18 protein-coding genes are annotated in these 16782 nt (G+C 63.8%); 16 read left to right on the forward strand and 2 right to left on the reverse strand.

Annotated features, from left to right (window positions below; genetic code table 11):
• Positions 1 to 87: 87 nt before the first annotated feature.
• Both M2336_RS14010 and M2336_RS14015 read right to left on the reverse strand, forming a co-directional pair.
• Positions 88 to 399, reverse strand: a complete 312-nt coding sequence (locus M2336_RS14010; RefSeq protein WP_264593125.1) for an addiction module antidote protein — start codon at positions 397 to 399, stop codon at positions 88 to 90.
• Positions 400 to 420: 21 nt separating this feature from the next.
• Positions 421 to 1131 carry a hypothetical protein gene (locus tag M2336_RS14015; protein ID WP_264593126.1) on the reverse strand — a complete coding sequence of 237 codons (711 nt, stop codon included), beginning with the start codon at positions 1129 to 1131 and terminating at the stop codon, positions 421 to 423.
• 134 nt (positions 1132 to 1265) lie between these two features.
• On the opposite strand from M2336_RS14015, the gene M2336_RS14020 reads away from it, so the two are divergent.
• The 16 genes from M2336_RS14020 to M2336_RS14095 all read left to right on the forward strand — a co-directional run bounded on the left by M2336_RS14020 (position 1266) and on the right by M2336_RS14095 (position 16779).
• Positions 1266 to 1760 carry a hypothetical protein gene (locus tag M2336_RS14020; protein WP_264593127.1) on the forward strand — a complete coding sequence of 165 codons (495 nt, stop codon included), beginning with the start codon at positions 1266 to 1268 and terminating at the stop codon, positions 1758 to 1760.
• A 196-nt stretch (positions 1761 to 1956) separates the two neighbouring features.
• Positions 1957 to 2205, forward strand: coding sequence for a hypothetical protein (locus tag M2336_RS14025; protein ID WP_264593128.1), 249 nt, complete (start codon positions 1957 to 1959; stop codon positions 2203 to 2205).
• 26 nt (positions 2206 to 2231) lie between these two features.
• Positions 2232 to 2396: a hypothetical protein gene (locus M2336_RS14030; protein ID WP_181559819.1), complete on the forward strand. Its 165-nt coding sequence runs from the start codon at positions 2232 to 2234 to the stop codon at positions 2394 to 2396.
• Positions 2393 to 3028 (forward strand): DUF3164 family protein, encoded by a 636-nt coding sequence (locus M2336_RS14035; protein ID WP_264593129.1) that lies wholly within the window; start codon positions 2393 to 2395, stop codon positions 3026 to 3028. Before M2336_RS14030 ends, M2336_RS14035 begins: the two co-directional genes overlap by 4 nt.
• Before the next feature lie 137 nt (positions 3029 to 3165).
• The gene (locus M2336_RS14040) at positions 3166 to 3774 is read left to right on the forward strand and encodes a hypothetical protein (protein WP_264593130.1); all 609 of its coding nucleotides are present in this window, start codon (positions 3166 to 3168) and stop codon (positions 3772 to 3774) included.
• Positions 3656 to 5617 carry a phage terminase large subunit family protein gene (locus tag M2336_RS14045; protein ID WP_264593131.1) on the forward strand — a complete coding sequence of 654 codons (1962 nt, stop codon included), beginning with the start codon at positions 3656 to 3658 and terminating at the stop codon, positions 5615 to 5617. The genes M2336_RS14040 and M2336_RS14045 overlap by 119 nt, the downstream gene beginning before the upstream one ends.
• A 9-nt stretch (positions 5618 to 5626) precedes the next feature.
• Positions 5627 to 5830 carry a phage head-tail joining protein gene (locus M2336_RS14050; RefSeq protein WP_264593132.1) on the forward strand — a complete coding sequence of 68 codons (204 nt, stop codon included), beginning with the start codon at positions 5627 to 5629 and terminating at the stop codon, positions 5828 to 5830.
• Between the two features lies 1 nt (position 5831).
• Positions 5832 to 7343: a phage portal protein gene (locus M2336_RS14055; RefSeq protein ID WP_264593133.1), complete on the forward strand. Its 1512-nt coding sequence runs from the start codon at positions 5832 to 5834 to the stop codon at positions 7341 to 7343.
• Between the two features lie 18 nt (positions 7344 to 7361).
• The gene (locus M2336_RS14060) at positions 7362 to 9425 is read left to right on the forward strand and encodes a prohead protease/major capsid protein fusion protein (RefSeq protein WP_264593134.1); all 2064 of its coding nucleotides are present in this window, start codon (positions 7362 to 7364) and stop codon (positions 9423 to 9425) included.
• Positions 9426 to 9502: 77 nt separating this feature from the next.
• Positions 9503 to 9835: a DUF2190 family protein gene (locus M2336_RS14065; protein ID WP_264593135.1), complete on the forward strand. Its 333-nt coding sequence runs from the start codon at positions 9503 to 9505 to the stop codon at positions 9833 to 9835.
• A gap of 71 nt (positions 9836 to 9906) precedes the next feature.
• Positions 9907 to 10209: a hypothetical protein gene (locus tag M2336_RS14070; protein WP_264593136.1), complete on the forward strand. Its 303-nt coding sequence runs from the start codon at positions 9907 to 9909 to the stop codon at positions 10207 to 10209.
• A complete protein-coding gene (locus M2336_RS14075) occupies positions 10206 to 10631 on the forward strand; it encodes a hypothetical protein (protein WP_264593137.1) in 426 nt (141 codons plus the stop codon). Before M2336_RS14070 ends, M2336_RS14075 begins: the two co-directional genes overlap by 4 nt.
• Positions 10632 to 10658: 27 nt before the next feature.
• Positions 10659 to 11885: a hypothetical protein gene (locus tag M2336_RS14080; RefSeq protein ID WP_264593138.1), complete on the forward strand. Its 1227-nt coding sequence runs from the start codon at positions 10659 to 10661 to the stop codon at positions 11883 to 11885.
• Between the two features lie 4 nt (positions 11886 to 11889).
• On the forward strand, positions 11890 to 12561 hold the full coding sequence (locus M2336_RS14085) for a hypothetical protein (RefSeq protein WP_264593139.1): 672 nt from the start codon (positions 11890 to 11892) through the stop codon (positions 12559 to 12561).
• A 189-nt stretch (positions 12562 to 12750) separates the two neighbouring features.
• Positions 12751 to 13449 (forward strand): DUF6441 family protein, encoded by a 699-nt coding sequence (locus M2336_RS14090; protein WP_264593140.1) that lies wholly within the window; start codon positions 12751 to 12753, stop codon positions 13447 to 13449.
• Positions 13450 to 13461: 12 nt separating this feature from the next.
• Positions 13462 to 16779, forward strand: coding sequence for a hypothetical protein (locus M2336_RS14095; protein ID WP_264593141.1), 3318 nt, complete (start codon positions 13462 to 13464; stop codon positions 16777 to 16779).
• Positions 16780 to 16782 lie beyond the last annotated feature (3 nt).

Here is a 16782-nt window from a genome sequence, read left to right on the forward strand (position 1 = left end):
TGCCACCATTTGATGCATTGTGAATGCTGATCCGACGCTCACCGTTGGTCAAGACCAAAGGATGAGTCTCGCATTGCACTCAAGCGCTTACGCAGTTCGCGGTGCATCGGAATCCGCCTCGATGCGGATCCGCAGGCCCAATGCTGGTAGCACCCTCAGCATCGTTTCCAGCGTCGGGTTACCCTCGGCACTGAAGGTGCGATAGAGCTGCTGGCGCTTGATGCCGGTTTCGTTCGCCAGCTCGGTCATGCCGCGCGCACGGGCAATGATGCCGATGGCGCCGGCGATGACCTTGGCGTCGCCAGTGGCAAGCGCGTCGGCTATGAGCTCGGCCTGGTCCTCGGCCTCGGTGAGATGCTCGGCCGCGTCGAAGCGGCAGCGTCTTCGTCCTCCACCCATGACTATTACCCGTTTAAGCCGTTAGCACGTCTCATAGCCGTGCGTCGGGTCAGGCGACATCGCACCAAAACCCGTATATTCTGCGATTCTTTTGGCAATCGAGTTAGCGCGGGCTTCATTGGCAGCAAATTCTGGACTCTGCGGATATGACGCCACAAGCTGCTCCTGAGTTTGGCCTGGGTTCTGCGCCACATATTGCTGCCAGAGCTGGTTATTATATTGCTGCATACTGTTCAAAGAATGAGCAACTTCGTGTGCGACAAGATAAAGCGCGCCGTTTGGCAAATCGGTGTACAGCTTCGCCATTTGCGCGTTGATTAGTACGGGCACATTATTGCCGTCTGATCCCACATGGTTCTCGCCAGCTCGGCCCGGCCCGAAATTCGATGAGACCATTCTAAAATTAAGATTTTTGACATTTGCCATGATCTCGTTGAATGAGTAATTTCCTGAGCATGGTACATCTAGACTAGTATTGGAATAAGCATTTACGCCAGACGCGCCGCCAATGCCGATAAGCGCATTCTTTATTTTTTGCGCAGTAACGACAATTTCAGGTGTGTTCACGTCATCATCTATTCGGACGTTGTCTTTCATCATGATGTCATTCATGACCAATTCAGCCCACACGAGCCCCGGACCAGCAGGAGACCCGCCACCCTGAAAATCATAGAAGTCGGTCTGCAGGAAAACAGCAAACGGTCGGGCCGTTACGACGATTTCGCTTGGCATAACACTCTCCTTGTTGAAGTCGGCACGAGACAAGCCTAAGGTCAATATCCAAATACTTCAATATCTTAGTTGGATCAGAGTGGGTTGGGTTAACGACATTCCTGTGGTACGATCACGTGAAATGGAGAAATTGTGTGAGGCTTAAAATGTCGCTTGGACGAGCCGTTGCCGTTGCCACCCTACTGCTCTCGGCAACACCAGTCCTCTCGCAGCTGCCGCCGCCACCTGCACTCCCCCAACAAGCGGCGCTAGCAGGTCAGCTTGTCTCAGCGATCGAGAGCAAAGATTTGGCTAAGTACGGCGCCTTGCTTGACGACAATTTGCAGGTGTTTGAGGATGGCAAACAGATTGCCAGAAGCAAAAAAGACTGGATCGACCTTTTCGGTCGCAAGCTGACCGCCGAGGGCGTGATCTTTAGGATGACGCCAGGGTTTGCGTCCAACGGTAGACTGCTTTTCATCGAGTACTTCAATTCGATGGCAAGTTGGGGAAAAGCCACCCCATCTCATTGTTGCTGGTCCTATGACGCCGTTAGCTATGACATCGCCAGCAACGGTCAGATCGTCACCATCAGGCGCTTGCGTGGAGGCGACCAGAAGATTCCCGACGTTGATCGCCAGGCCAAGTGACCTGCAGCCAAACTCTCCAGAACTGAAAGCGCTCTCCGGATCTGATTAGGCGCCTCACTCACGAAGTGTTCGAGCCGTTACAAAAGCGGGCCTGCCAAACGGTCATGAAAGCGAGCAAAACGACCCCGCCACAATTGTGTCCGGAGCTCATGGCCGTACGTCCCCCCGGCCATGGGCTCCAACGGGGAACACCCATGTGATCAACCGCCGAGACGTCCAGATCGCCGCCGATATCCGGTTGATGGCGCTCTCGCTGCGCAAGCTGTGCAGCGCCAGTCGCGACAAAGCGCCGGTCATTACGGGCATGACCCGCGTGATCCATGAATGCGACCGCATCATTGCGGCCGGGCCGAGCGAGTTCCACCACATCACCGCCGAAGCGGCCAGTCCTGAAGTCATCGCGCTGGATCTGCGCCAAATGGCTTACGGGCGCCGCCGGGGCTGACCTGAGGGCATACCGGGAGGCAGACCGTGATCGACATCGATAAGTTGCGCAAAGAAGCGCGCGACAGCCATGAACAGGTTGGTGTGACGCGACGCTGGCTCAAGGCTGTGCTGGTCGAGCTGGAGCAAGCACGCAGCCGCGTGGCTGCTGGTCTGCTCGACCACGATCCGTCTGGCGGTATTACGCGATGAGCGAGCTGGCCGATCCCGTCCGCGTCATCGATGGCGCGCGCTACATGGTCAACGCCGAGGGCGGGCTGATCCCCGAGAGCGTGGTCAAGCCGGTAGACAAGCTGCAGGACGAGCTGGTCCGCAAGATCATCGGCTTCGCCCTGCCCCTTTCGGCCCAAGTGACGCGCTTCCGCCAGCACAGCTTCGATGATGTCGATGACTTCGTGGCCCTGCTCGAGCAGGAATATGGCGCACGCCGTGGCGGCTCGAAGGGCAACCTGACATTCACCAGCTATGACGGGCTGCTCAAGATCGTCGTTCAGGTATCAGAGCACATCGTGTTCGGGCCAGAGCTGCAGGTGGCCAAGGGCATCATCGATGAGTGCCTGGTGGAATGGTCCGCCACCAGCGGGCCGGAGATCCGCGCGATCATCAACCGAGCGTTCGACGTGGACAATCAGGGGCGCGTCAATCGCAACGACCTGCTCTCGCTGCTGCGTCTCGAGTTCGCCGATGAGCGCTGGAAGAAGGCCATGCAGGCGATCCGCGACAGCTTCCGCGTGGTCGGCTCGAAGCGGTACATCCGCTTGTATCGGCGCGAGACGGGCGATGGCCAGTGGCAGTCGATATCGATCGACGTGGCGGCGGGCTGAGCCGTCGAGGCTGCGCGACCCTCCCCCACCCCCCTCGCGGGTCCTTCCGGCCCCACTGGCTATACGGGGGGCGAAGGCGCGGGAGTTTTCTAGATACAGGGATTTTCCCTACTTCATCATCCTAGGGCGCTAAACTCATGATTTTGGCTGAATATCGGCCAACTTTGAATGAAGTTGCCAAATTGGTGGGAAAATCCTCCCGATGGATCGCCAACCTCCGCGCTGAAGGCGAATTGCCCGGCGATGGCGCCACGCTGACCGAATGGGTCCAGGCCTGGACAAGTTATCAGGTCGGCGCCGGCAAGCCGAAGGAGAAGGAGGTCAACGAAGCGCGCATCCTCCGCGCCCAGGCCGACATTGCCGAGGCCAAGGCGCAGGAAATGAGGAAGCAGCTGCTGCGGCGCCATGAAGTCTCGAGCGCTGTTCAATCCGCCTTTGCCCGCGTGCGGGCGAAACTGCTCAGCCTGCCCGCCAAGTGCGCCCCTCTCGTCCATGCCAAGCCGACGATCGCAGCCGTGCAGGACAAGCTGACGGAGCTGGTGCATGAAGCGCTCCTCGAGCTCGCGTCGACGAAAATCGCCACCGCTGATCCCGACCATCACGTCGATGGTGGTGGCGAGCGCGGCGATGGCGGCCACGGTGGCGACCTGGTGGCCGGTCCTGACGCCGCCGCCGAAACTGACGGTCAGCCAGTGGGCGGACACAAACCGGCAACTCAGCGCCGAAGCAAGCGCCGAGCCGGGTAAATGGGACACGTCCCGCGCGGAGTTCCAGCGCGGGATCATGGATGCGGTCAGCGATCCGCTGATCCAGGACATCGTCGTGATGAAGTCCGCCCAGGTTGGGTGGACCGAAATCATCGGAAACGTGGTCGGCTATTTCGTCGACCAGGATCCGGCGCCGATGCTGGTCATGCAGCCGACGCTGGAAATGGGCGAGGCATGGTCGAAAGACCGGCTCGCACCGATGATCCGGGACACGCCGTGCCTGACGGCAAAGATTTCGGACAGCAAGGCGCGGGATAGTGGCAACACCATCCTGCACAAGAAGTTCGCCGGCGGTCATTGCACGATCGCCGGTGCCAACAGCCCGGCTTCGCTCGCTTCGCGTCCGATCCGGGTGGTGCTGGCGGATGAGGTTGACCGTTACCCGGCATCGGCCGGCGCCGAAGGCGACCCACTCAGCCTCGCCTTCAAGCGCACCACGACGTTCTGGAATCGCAAGCGCCTCGCTGGATCGACCCCGACCGTCGCCGGCGCCAGTCGGATCGAGGCAGCCTTCGAGCTGTCCGACAAGCGCTATTACTTCATCCCGTGCCCCAAATGCGGCACGAAACAGCGGCTCAGCTGGTCGCAGGTCAAATGGGAGAAGGACGAGGCAGGCAAACACCTGCACGAGACCGCCTATTACGAATGCGCGGCTGCAGATCCTGAGACGGGCGAGCTCTGCCAGCACCACTGGACCGACGCCGAACGTTGGGAATCGGTCCGCAGGGGCGAATGGCGGGCAACGGCACCGTTCAACGGCATCGCAGGCTTCCATATTTGGGAGGCTTACTCCTCTTGGGTGAAGCTGGCCGACACGGTGAAGGCCTTTCTGGATGCCAAGGGCAACCCGGAAACGCTGAAGACGTGGACCAACACCGCGCTCGGCGAGACATGGCAGGAAAAGGGCGAGGCCCCGGACTGGCAAAGGCTCTACGACCGTCGATCGAGGGAGCTGGTGTTGGAACAGGTCCCGGAATGGGCCGGCGCCATTACCGCCGGCATCGACATTCAGCGCAATCGCATCGAGTGCGATATCTGGGCCTGGGGGCCTGGCCTCGAAAGCGCCCTGGTCGACCACATCGTCATCGATGGCGATCCGGCGAAGGCCGAGATCTGGGAGGAAATGAACGCGCTGCTCGGGCGCGAGTGGGAAACCGCCTCCGGACGCCGCTTGCGGCCGCTGCGCTGGGCGATCGACACTGGCGACGGTTATTCGACCACCACCGTCTATGCCTGGGCACGAAAATATCCGCGCCTCGTCATGGCGATCAAGGGCACCGGCAAGTTCGACAGTTCATCGCCAGTCACCGGCCCGACCTGGGTGGATGCCACGGTCAACGGCCGGAAGCTACGCCGCGGCGTGCAGCTCTGGACGATCGCAGTCTCGGTGTTCAAGTCCGAGACCTATGCCTGGCTGAACCTTGATGCTCCGGTGGACGGACAACCGCACCCGTCTGGTTACATCCACCTGCCGCAGGGCACGAACGAGACCTGGATCAAGCAGCTGGTCGCCGAGCAGCTGGTCAGGGTGAAGAGCAGATCCGGTTTCGGCCGGCTCGAGTGGCAAATCACCAGCGGCACCCGCAACGAGGCGATCGACATGCGGGTCTATGCCCGCGCAGCGGCCTATGCGGTCGGTATCGATCGATGGACAGCCCGACACTGGGCAAGGGTTCGCGGCCAGATCAGCGAGCCGGGCGCAGTCCCGCAAGCAAAGCCGGCCGAACAGCCGGCCCAACCGACTGAAAACCCTCCAGCGCAGGCCCAACAAGGCAGCGACTGGATCAACGGCGGCCGCTCTGACGGCGGCAGCTGGCTTTAGGATTTGAGCATGGCCTTGCAGCAGAGCGATATCGACGCCCTCAAATCAGCGATCGCGACCGGCGCCACGCGCGTGCGCTATCCTGACGGCCGCGAGATCCAGTACCGGACGCTCGACGAAATGCAGCGGATTCTCCGCATGGCGCAGGAGGACATCGCCGCTTCATCGTCCGCTGGCCGCCCGGCGAGCCGCACCAGCGTGGCAGGGTTCTGACGTGAACTGGCTCGATCGCTCAATTGGGTGGATTTCACCCACCTCGGCGTTGCGGCGTGTCCGCGCGCGCGCAGCGCTGCAGCTCGCCACCCGGGCTTATGATGCTGCACGGCGCGATCATCGCACCATGAGCTGGAAGGCGGGTGGGACCGACGCCAACACCGAGATCGGCGCGGCCGAGGAGACTGTGCGCAACCGTTGCCGGGAGCTCGCGCGCAATAGCGGCTATGCGGTGCAGATCCTCGACACGTTCGCGGACAATGTTGTCGGGACCGGTATCGTTGGCGCACCGACCGGGCTGTCCAAGCGCAACCAGAAGATCGTCGCGGGCCTCTGGACCGCCTTCAAGGACGAGTGCGACTTTGACAGTGATCACGATCTCGACGGGCTGCTCTGGCTGGCCTGCAAAGCCATGGCGGAATCGGGCGCAGCGATCATTCGGTTCCGCCGGCAGCGTTTCGACGCCAGCACGACCCGCACGCCGCTCAAGCTCCAGCTGCTCGAGCCCGATCTGATCGACGTCACGAAAACGACCATGCTGGCGGACGGCTATATCGACCGCGGTATCGAATACGACAGTGAGGGGCGCGTTCGTGCATGGTGGCTCTACCCGGGCCACCCGGGGAACATGGCGAGCTGGCGCAGCCGCGCCATGACCAGCGAGCGGATTCCGGCGAGCGAGATCGTGTATCTCTATGACAAGCTGCGGCCGGGGCAGGATCGCGGAATGCCGTTGCTGGCGCCGGCGGTTATGCCGCTGCACGATCTGCGCGGCTATTTCGATGCGGAACTGGTCCGCAAGCGGATCGAGAGTTGCCTGGCGGCCTTCATCAAGCCGGGCCTCGATGGCGCGGACGGGCCGATCGGCACACAGACCGAAGGTGTGCGACCTGGCAAGCTCGCCGAGAAGTTCGAGCCTGGGATGCTCTATCGCCTGCGCGATGGCGAAGAAGTCACTGTCAGCACGCCAGGCAGTTCGCAGGGGGTGGAGGAGTTCGCGACGCTCTATCTGCGCGAAATCGCCGCTGGCGCCGGCGTGATGTATGAGCATGTGACGGGCGACTTCAGCCGCGTGAATTATTCGAGCTGGCGCGCCGGCGGCCATGGCTTCCGTCGCCGCATGGAGCGCAAACAGTGGCACATCATGATTCATCGTGCCTGCAAGCCGATCGGCGTGCGGTTCCGGGAGGCGAGCATGGCAGCCGGGCTTTTGCCCGCGCAGGATTTCAGCATGCGCTGGACGCCGCCCGGGTTCGTCTCGGTCGATAAGTACAAGGACGCTCAGGGCGACCTTCTCGACCTTCGCCTGGGTAAGACCACGCCCAGTCAGTTGGTCGAGGCCAATGGCTACGACTACCTCGAATTCCTGGAACAGCTCTCCCAGGATCTGGCGGCAGCCGACAACGCGCTCGGTCCCGGCGTCCATTTCGACGGCGACCCCCGGAAGGCCGCACCCAACCAGGCCAGCGCCAACAGCGAGAACAATCAGGACAGCGGCAAAAAGGCCGCCTGACCCCCGGAAAGGACCGACATGTCCCAACGCAATACTGGCGCGGATCCCGTGCCGGCGCAGGAGACGCGCACCCACGATATCCCGATGGTCACTCGGGAGCTTCAGCTCCGGACCGACACCTGGAACGAGGCCGAGCGGACGATCGAGGTGGTCTTCACCACCGGGGCGCGGGGCGCGCGGTTCGACTGGAATCGCTGGGAGTTTATCGACGAGGAGCTCGCGACCGAGCCGGCCAATGTTCGCCTCGAGCGGCTCAACAACGGCGCCCCTGTGCTCAACACGCACGCCCGTTACCAGCTCAGCGACCAGATCGGCGTGGTGGTTCCGGGCAGTGCCCGCATGGAGAACGGCTTAGGCATCGCCACGCTGCGGCTGTCCGATCGGCAGGAAGTTGCCGGGATCGTCGCCGATATTGCCGCCGGCATCATCCGCAACGTCTCGGTCGGCTACATCGTTCACACCTACGAGATCACCGAGCGCGACGGCCAGCGCGCGCTCTACCGGGCGATCGACTGGGAACCCTCCGAGATCAGCTTCGTGCCGGTGCCGTTCGATCACGGCGCCCAGTCGCGAAGCCAGACAACCGCGCAGGGCGGCTCCCCCTGCACCTTCCGCCGCATTTCGCCGGCACCCACCGTGGAGAACGAATCCATGCCTGCACGCAACTCGCAGGCCGGTAACGAGCCGGCCAATCAGAACGACCAGACCCGCAACGCGCCGGAGGGCGGCGACCAGGGCAATCAGAGCAACACCAACCAGGAGCGCAGCAACGAGGATGACGCCGGCGCACCGGCTCCCGAATTGCAGCGCTCGGCCGTCCTTACCTCGGCGACCGTCCTGACGCTGTGCCGCAATGCCGGCCTCGATGCCGACGCACAGACCGCCCTGGTCGATGCGCATGTCGCGACGCCGTTCACTCGCGCGGCTCTCATGGCCGAGCTTGGCGAGCGCTTCGTGGCGCGCGACGCCGGCGCACAGACCAACGGCCGCGTGCCTGCCCGCGCGGGCAGCGGCGTAACGATGGTGCGTGCGATGACCGACAGCCTCGTCCATCAGATGGCGCCCAACGCGCAACTGAGTGAGGCCGGCCGCGAGTTCCGTGGTCTGTCCATGTATCGCATGGCGGAGGAGATCCTCGCACAGTCCGGCGTGAACACGCGCGGGCTCTCCCGCCTCGAGATTGTCGAGCGCTCGCTTCACACCACCAGCGATTTCTCGGCACTGATGGGCGAGACGCTCCGTCGCCGGCTGCGCATGGCCTATGAGGAGAATCAGCCGACCTATCGCATCTGGGCGCGCCGGGCGCCGAATGCGCCTGACTTCCGCAAGGTCGACGTCGTGCAAATGTCGGCCATGCCCGAACTGCTGCGGACCAACGAAGCGGGCGAGTTCAAGTACGGCACCGCCTCGGATGGCAAGACCAGCTATGGCCTGCTGACCTACGGTCGCATTATCGGCGTGTCGCGTCAGCTGCTCGTGAACGACGATCTGCGCGCGCTCGAGCGGATCACCGTCGGTTACGCTGCAGCGGCCGCGCGGCTCGAGAACCGCACTGTCTACGCGCAGCTGACGGCCAATCCGGTCATGAACGACGGAACCCCACTGTTCCATGCCGACCATGGCAATCTCGCCGCCGCTGGCGCCGCGATCTCGGAGACGACGCTCGGTGCCGGCCGCACCCGTATGCGTCTGCAGAAGGGTATGCAGAAGGAGGAGCTCAATCTGGCGCCTGCCTATCTCATCGCGCCGGCGACGCAGGAGCAGAAGGCCTATCAGTACACCAGCGCGCAATATGTCCCGGCGAAGGCAGCGGACACGAATGAATTCCGTGCCGGTGGCCGCACGTCGGTGGAACCCGTCATCGACGCGGTTCTCGATGGGGTCAGCACCACGGCCTGGTATCTCGCTGCGAGCAACACCGCGGTCGACACGATCGAGTACACGTATCTCGACGGCGCCGAGGGCGTGCAGCTGAGCTCCCGGCCGGGCTTCACCGTCGATGGCATGGAGTTCAAGGCCAGCCTCGACTTCGCGGCCTCCACCATCGACTGGCGCGGCCTCGACAAGAACCCGGGCGCCTGATCGGACGGCTCGATTGATCAGCGACCAGCTTCACTGGCCGCTGATTTCATTCCCCTCATATTGATGGAGACACCGTCATGAAGAATTTCGTGCAGGATGCCGAGACGATCGAAGTCCCGGCGCCTTATGACGTCGCGTCCGGCGGGGCCTTCCTCGTCGGCGCGCTTTTTGCCGTTGCCCTCGCCACTGCAAAGTCTGGTGACCTCGTTCAAGGCAAGCGCCGCGGCGCAATCACGCTCCCCAAGGCTACCGGCGCGGCCTGGGCAATTGGTGACAAGCTGTATTGGGACAGCACCAACAAGGTGCTGACCAAGACGGCCTCGGGCAATACACTCGTCGGCGCCGCGCTGGCGGTGGCGGCCTCCGGCGACACCAACGGCTTCGCGCTGCTCACCGGCCAGATCGCCTGACGCCATTACGACTAGGCGGCGGCGCATCGTCCGATCGGCGCCGTTCGTCTTCCGCCAGCGAGGAGATCGCCATGGGCCTGCCAACCGCCGGTCTGGCGACCATTCATCGCACGATGGCCGATCCCATCATCTACACCGGCGCGGGCGTCGCGGAGAAGCCGATCACCGGCATCCATAGCGACGTGCCGGCCGACACGTTCACGGGCGCCGGCGCCACGGCCCGACATGTCTCTTTCGAGATCCAGTTTGTCGATCTGCCCGGCACCCCGGCCAAGGGCGACCTGATTGTCCACTCCACGGGACGCTGGGCCGTGATCGATCGCGGCAAGGACGACAGCGTCGGCGCGTGGGTCCTATCGGTGGCGGCCGCATGATCGCCATTCGCGACCAGATCATGACCGCTGCGGAGGCGTGCCTGCAAGGCAAGGCCGCCGAGATCGAAGTCATGCCGAGCGGCGATCCGATGCAGTTCGATGCGCTCCACATTTACGATGACGGGCAGCGGCCTGACCAGCGCACCGAAACCGGGACGCAACGCCAAGGCATGACGCTCAGCATCGAAGGCTTTGTCGAGGACGCCGGCGGCCGCGCCGCGCTCACCCGCCTCAATGCTCTCTATGCCGCAACCGTGACAGCGATCTTTGCGATGGCCGACGCCTCGCTGCTGATCGAGGACATCGAGGAAGGCGACATGCGGATCAATCGCGTGCCGCTCGGCAGCACCCACCGCCTCGCCTTCTCGATCGACTTCCTCATCACATTCCCGACCCGCCGCGGCGACCCGACCGCAACCTGACCCTCCGACCAGAAGCGAGACACCGACATGGACCAGACGATCCGTCCGGCCAACAGCGTGATGCTGTTCAAGCTGGAAGCCACCGAGGGCGTTGACGCAGGCCCGACCGCCGCGAACGCCTTTCCCTTCGAGGCCGATGGCTTCAGCTACAACACGCCGTTTACCGAGGAGCAGAGCAACGAAGCCACCGGCAGTCTGGTCAGTGGCGCGCCGTTGATCGTCGGGCAGCCGGCCGAGGTAACGATCCGCTTCCGGATGAAGGGCGCAGCAGCTGCATACACGGCGAGCGTAAAGCCGCCGCACCATGATCTGCTGGCCTCGTGTGGCCTGCGCGGCGTGTTCCAGGCCGCGATCGCGGCGGCAGCCTTGATCGCCGGCAGCGCGACCAGTGCCACACTGGGCACGGGCTATACCGGCACCGCGCAGCTCTATCGCGGCATGCCGCTGGTCCTCTCCGGCGGACCCGGTGACGGCCGCACGACCCTGATCGCCGATTACACGAGTGGCAAAGTCGCGACGTTGGTCGACACGTTCGACACGCCGCTGACCACAACCACGCAGGCCGCGATCCCGCCGAACTGGACCTACGCCGGCACCTCTCCGGCTGACGCGGCCGCACGGCTTACGGACCATCCCTCCGGCACTCTCTATCTTTACGAGGACGGCGTGCTGCTCAAGTTCGTCGGGTGCCGCGGCATTGTCCAGGAATGGGGTGGCGACACCGCCAAGCCGGGCTTCATGACCGTCAAGCTCATGGGCGTGTTCGCCGGGCGCACGGATGCCGCGGTGCCGGTTGTTTCGGTGGCCGCACATGCCGCGCCCATGCTTGTGCAGGGGGTCAACCAGCCTAATCCGGCCTTCCTCATGAACCGCAAGGGCTTGCCGATCGACCGCTGGTCGATCAACCTGCAGGCCGAACAGGAATCGCCCGGCGACCCGAACTCCAATTATGGCTTTGGCCCGTCGATCCTGGGCAAGCGCACCGGTCGCCTCGAGTGCGATCCGAAAGCGACGCTGGTCGCAACGCGCGACATCCTGTCCGAAATCCAGAGCTCGGCCGTCTACAATGGCGTTATCCGCGCCATGGGCAGCGCTAACAATCGGTGGGCCGTAACGCTTCCCCAGCTCACGCCAGTGGGCGCGCAGCCCGGGACCAGCGGATCCCTGCGCACCTTCCAAGAGCGTCGCGCAATGACGACGCCGGGCAAGGATAGCAACGGCCGCGACGGCGACTTTATCCTCTGTTTCTGGTGATCTCATGACGATTGTGACATCGACTGCGGCCTCTGCCGCCCTGCGCTACACCCCCGAGTGGCTCAAGCAGGAGGAGAAGCCGCCCGTCTTTCTGCTGCGCGCCGGCAACGTCCTCGAGCGCGAGCTCATGGAAGCCGAGCTGGCGAGCGAACACCTGGCCGGCACGGTCTGGCCGTGGGAGCTCGAGGACGCCTGTGTCACGGGTCTGCGCGAGCTGGGCGGCGAAGGCAGCGAGGAGCTCATCCTGCTCGCCCAGACCGCCCATAGTGGCGAAACGATCAGTGACCGCGACCAGGCAGTCCTGTCCGAGGCCCTGGCGCTGCTCGCGCTCCACTGGCCGCCATACAAGCTGTTGCTCGCCCAGCAGCAGCGCCGCAGCCAGATGATCCCGATTGTCGCCTTCCGGCGCTTCTGCATCGGGTGGGAGAATATCGCGACGCCCTTCAAGCGCGGCATCGACAGACTGGTCGAGCTCGATTCGCTCGCCGGCATCCCGTCCACCACCCTGCGGGCCGCCGGCGCACAGGCCTGGCGCCTACAGCATGGAGCGGTCGAACGAAAAAACTCCGATGCGCCCTCGAAATCCGCCGACGACCCGGCGACTTCGAATTCGGGCGCAGATACCCCGGCGGATGGGTCATCGACGGACAGCATTACGCCGAAAACCCCCGACTGACGGTCCCGCGCTGGGCGCTGTTCGTAGTGGACCTGTGGCTTCGTGCCCGCATGCAGACCGCCTTCGGGCCGTTCGGCATGCGCGGCGCGGCACCCCTCCCCTGCGCCGGCGGATGGCAGGAACAGCCAGCGGCCCTGATGGACTGTTTCGCGGCTCTCGATGACATGACCGCGACGAAGGATTGAGCCCATGCCCTCGATCGAACTCAGGCTAGATCAGCGTGAGATCGACCGTTCGGCTGACCTGGTCGTGCGTGCAATCCTTACTCAGGCAACAGCCGCGGTCCGCGGCGAGACGCGGGGCCTCGAACGGGACCTGGAGGGCCTTACACGCGAAGCTGCCGGCGGCAATCTCTGGCGGGCATGGAAGAGCGCCATCTTCCCGCGCGGATCCCGCCTCGCTGCCTCGCCGGCGGGCGAGGTGTTCGTCAACGGCGGGTCCCGCACCAGGGGGGCGATGACCTTCTGGTCGCAGGCTGGCGTCAACAGGTCCAAGGGCGGATTCTATCTCGCGATCCCCACCGAGCATGCCGGCGTCAATACTCGCTCCCGGGATCTCTCGCCGGGCGAATGGGAGCGGCGCAATGGCCAACGGCTCGTCTTTGTCTACCGCGGCGGGGGCAAGCCCTCGCTTCTTGTGGCCGAACACCGCTATCGCGCCCGCAACGGGCGGGGATCCCGCGCTGCTACATCACGCCGACAGGGCGGAGCCTACAGTGGGGCCGCAACCGAAACCCTGCCGATATTCATCCTCATCCCAGCCCATCGCTTTGCCAACAAATTCTCGATCGAACCGGCCGTCGAGCGACGCGGCCGCATGCTCCGCGACAATTTCACGCGGCGCATGAACCGCCTGCGCACCGCCATCGATGGCACGCGCGAGAGCTGATCCGGAGGCCCCATGCAGTTCGACATTAATGGGCGCCTGCAGCTGAATGGCGAGGCGCTGTCCTCCAGCGTCAAGAAGCTGACTGCCGGGCTCGGCCCAGCAATGGAGGCCGCCGGCGCCGAAGCAGGCGCCAAGCTCGATCGCGCGCTCGATCCCGGCCTGCGCGCCGTCGAGCGGAAGATCGAGAACACCTTCAAGCGCGCACTGAAGGTCACGCCCGACGCCGGAATCCTCGACCTCGATCTGCCCGGCCTTCGCGCAGGGGCCGTAGCCATGGAGCAGCAGGCCGCCCAGGCGCGCGCCTTAGCGGCCGCGAAGGAAACCCTCAACCGGGCCAGCGGCGTGGTGACGCGAGCCCAGCAGCTGGAGATCGCCGCCGCGCAAAATGTCGCGAGCAAATATGAGCGACAAGCGCGTGCCGCCCGCGAGGAAGTCCAGGCTCTGGAGCTGCTGCAGGCAGAGCTGGGCCAGACTGCGGACGCGCAGCGCGATATGGCGCAAGCCTCCGGTGCGCAGCGCAATGGCCTTCAGCAGGTCGGCTTCCAATTGCAGGATTTTTGGGTGCAGGTTGCCGGCGGGACGAGCGCGATCCGCGCGGCCTCCCAGCAGTTGCCGCAGCTGATCGGCGCGCTGCAGATGATGGGGAATGGCGCGGAGAGCGCCAATACGAAGTTTGGCAAGTTCACCCGATTCTTGGGTGGCGGCTTTGGCGTCGCTCTTGGCGTTGCCATTCCCATGGTGGGGATGTTGGTCGAAGGGCTGTTGAGCTCGGGCGACGCAGCGGAGGAAGCGCGCAAAGGCGCTCTCGATCTGACCCAGGCTATCGACTTCCAGAGCATGAGCGTGCGCGACCTCGTCGCCGCGATCGATGAGCTCGAGGCAGCCCAGCGTAAGCAGCTGGTGAGTGCGAGAGCGATGGAGGAACAGGCCGTTCGCAATGCCGCTCGGGCAGTCGAAGCGGCGAAGGCACAGCGCGAGCAGGCAATCGCAACCCTCGAATCGCTGAAGGCAACAGAACAGTCCAACTTCGCTGCCTTGACCGGCGGCATCGGTGCCGACTCTGCTCAGTTCGCCCTTCGCCAGTCGATGGGCAATGTCGATAAGCAGATCAAGGACCTAGCGAGCGCACAGACGAAGGCAGAAAAGCTGCTCCGTCAAACCGAGATCCCTGTGCTTCGGCGACAGATCGACGCGCAAACAGATCCTCGAAAGGCGGCGGATGAACGCCGGCAGGCTGCGCAGGACATGCTGGATCAGCAGTACCAGCTGGGCATCATCCGGCAGGAGCACTACGCTGCGGCAAGTACGGCCGTGGCCAAAGCGCACGACCGTGAGATCGAGGCACTCAACAAGAAGACGCCGGCGGTGCGAAACGCGGCAGCTGCAACGCAGCGCCTGGCCGAACGCGGCGAGGACGCAGCGAAGCGGATCGCCAACATCACCGACCGTTTCACCGACATGCCGAGCGAGCTGCAGCAGACCCAGCGCGCGCTGCGTGAGCTCGATGACTTGGCCAACGATTTCGCGCTCAAGAAGCCACCGAATTTCGAGCAGCTACTGGACCAGATCGAGAAGGCCCGCGATCTCATCACCAATGCGCCAGGCCGCCGGCTGCAGAAGGAGCTGGACGAAGAGCTCAAGCACATGGAGGAATCCGCGCGCCTGGAGGAGATCCGCGCGCGGCATGGCGAACATGCTGCCGAGGCAGCAGCCGAGTATCTGCGCATCGTCCGCCAGTTTCCGACAGCCACGCCGCAGCAGCTCGCGCCATTGCAGCAGGCGATCGACAAGCGCCGCCTCCAGGCAGAACTCAAGGATCTGGCCAACGAAATCTCGGTCGATGTCGGCATCCGCGTCGACAAGGCCAATGAGGAGCTTGGTCGGCTCGCAACCGAGTTCGAGGATCTGTTCAATAACGGCGTGGACTCAATCTGGGAACGGTTTGAGCGGATCGGCATGGGGTCGATTGCCAAGACAGCTGCAGAGCTGGCGATGGGCAAATGGGATAGCCTTTCCGACAAGAGCAAGGCGACGCTTCGCGAGATCAGCGGCAATGCCAGCGTGGGTGCGGCGACCGCGCGCATGGCCGGCGGCAACAGCCTTGGCGGTGCATTCGGTGGAGCGATCGGCGGGGAGATTGGCAAGCGCCTTGAGAAGCCGCTGACAGACGTGCTCGGAAAGACCCTCGGCTCGATAGCAGGGCCGCTGGGATCGATCGCCGGCGGGCTGCTTGGCGGCGTGATCGGCGGGCTGTTCAAGAAGACGCCGATGGGCTCGACCATCGTGACCGCCAACACAACGAACCCCGTCATCTCCGGGACCAAGGACGCCGGCGTCATCGATTCCCTCACGGGCATGTCCAAGGGTCTGCAGCAGAACATCCAGCGCATCGCCGACCAGTTGGGTGCGGAAGTGGGCCAGTATGCGGTGAGCTTCGGTCAGCGGGGGAGCTATTACCGCGTCGCCGGCACCGCGACCAATGCGGTCGGGAACAAGCACCCGTCACGCACACCGGGAATCGAGCTGCTTTACGATGGCGAGGATCCGGAGACGGCCATGCGGCTAGCGGTGCTCAACGCCCTGCAGGACGGCGCGATCAAGGGCGTCCGCGAAGGCACCCAGAAGCTGCTGAGAGAGGCTGGAGATATCGAGACCGGCCTGAGTAAGGCGCTGAGCTTCGAACAGGCGTTCAAGGATCTGAAGCGCTACACCGACCCGGTCGGCGCCGCGCTGGACGAGGTAAACCTCAAGTTCAAGCAGCTGGTGAAGATCGCCAAGGAAGCCGGCGCAACCGACGAGGAAATGCGGCAGCTCGAGCAGCTTTACAAACTGCAGCGCGACGAGGCGGTCAAGGCGGCCGGCGTCGCCACCGATGCGCTGAAGGACTTCCTGCAGTCGCTGAAGGCAGGCAGCAATTCGCCCCTGTCGCTGCGCGAGCAGCAGGCCAATGCGCGGGCCGCGCTGGATCCGTTCATCACTGACATCAACGCCGGCAAGAACGTCGACACCGCCAAGTTCCAGGAGGCCGCCCAGACCTTCCTGCAGATCGAGCGGGACATCAACGGCTCGACCAAAGAGTATTTCGCCCAGTACGACATGATCACCAAGCTCACCGAGCAGGCGATCAGCGCGATCGACAAGCAGAACGCCAACACCGGTACCGGCACCGAAAACCCGTTCGAGAAGGCGATCGCGAAAAACAGCGAAGCGACCGCCAACATCCTCGAGCAGCAGAGCTCCATGCTGGCCGAACAGACCCAGCTGCTGAAGCAAATCGCCGGCGGCGGCGGCAACCTCGATGCCTGGTGGCAAGCCCAGCGCGGATATTGACGA

This window comes from Sphingobium sp. B1D7B (assembly GCF_025961965.1).
GTDB lineage: Bacteria > Pseudomonadota > Alphaproteobacteria > Sphingomonadales > Sphingomonadaceae > Sphingobium.

Bases quoted from the DNA above. Each gene is read 5' to 3' on its own strand.
- M2336_RS14010 (WP_264593125.1), bottom strand. From the start codon at position 399: ATGGGTGGAGGACGAAGACGCTGCCGCTTCGACGCGGCCGAGCATCTC.
- M2336_RS14015 (WP_264593126.1), bottom strand. From the start codon at position 1,131: ATGCCAAGCGAAATCGTCGTAACGGCCCGACCGTTTGCTGTTTTCCTG.
- M2336_RS14035 (WP_264593129.1), top strand. From the start codon at position 2,393: ATGAGCGAGCTGGCCGATCCCGTCCGCGTCATCGATGGCGCGCGCTAC.
- M2336_RS14040 (WP_264593130.1), top strand. From the start codon at position 3,166: ATGATTTTGGCTGAATATCGGCCAACTTTGAATGAAGTTGCCAAATTG.
- M2336_RS14045 (WP_264593131.1), top strand. From the start codon at position 3,656: ATGGCGGCCACGGTGGCGACCTGGTGGCCGGTCCTGACGCCGCCGCCG.
- M2336_RS14050 (WP_264593132.1), top strand. From the start codon at position 5,627: ATGGCCTTGCAGCAGAGCGATATCGACGCCCTCAAATCAGCGATCGCG.
- M2336_RS14060 (WP_264593134.1), top strand. From the start codon at position 7,362: ATGTCCCAACGCAATACTGGCGCGGATCCCGTGCCGGCGCAGGAGACG.
- M2336_RS14065 (WP_264593135.1), top strand. From the start codon at position 9,503: ATGAAGAATTTCGTGCAGGATGCCGAGACGATCGAAGTCCCGGCGCCT.
- M2336_RS14070 (WP_264593136.1), top strand. From the start codon at position 9,907: ATGGGCCTGCCAACCGCCGGTCTGGCGACCATTCATCGCACGATGGCC.
- M2336_RS14075 (WP_264593137.1), top strand. From the start codon at position 10,206: ATGATCGCCATTCGCGACCAGATCATGACCGCTGCGGAGGCGTGCCTG.
- M2336_RS14080 (WP_264593138.1), top strand. From the start codon at position 10,659: ATGGACCAGACGATCCGTCCGGCCAACAGCGTGATGCTGTTCAAGCTG.
- M2336_RS14085 (WP_264593139.1), top strand. From the start codon at position 11,890: ATGACGATTGTGACATCGACTGCGGCCTCTGCCGCCCTGCGCTACACC.
- M2336_RS14090 (WP_264593140.1), top strand. From the start codon at position 12,751: ATGCCCTCGATCGAACTCAGGCTAGATCAGCGTGAGATCGACCGTTCG.
- M2336_RS14095 (WP_264593141.1), top strand. From the start codon at position 13,462: ATGCAGTTCGACATTAATGGGCGCCTGCAGCTGAATGGCGAGGCGCTG.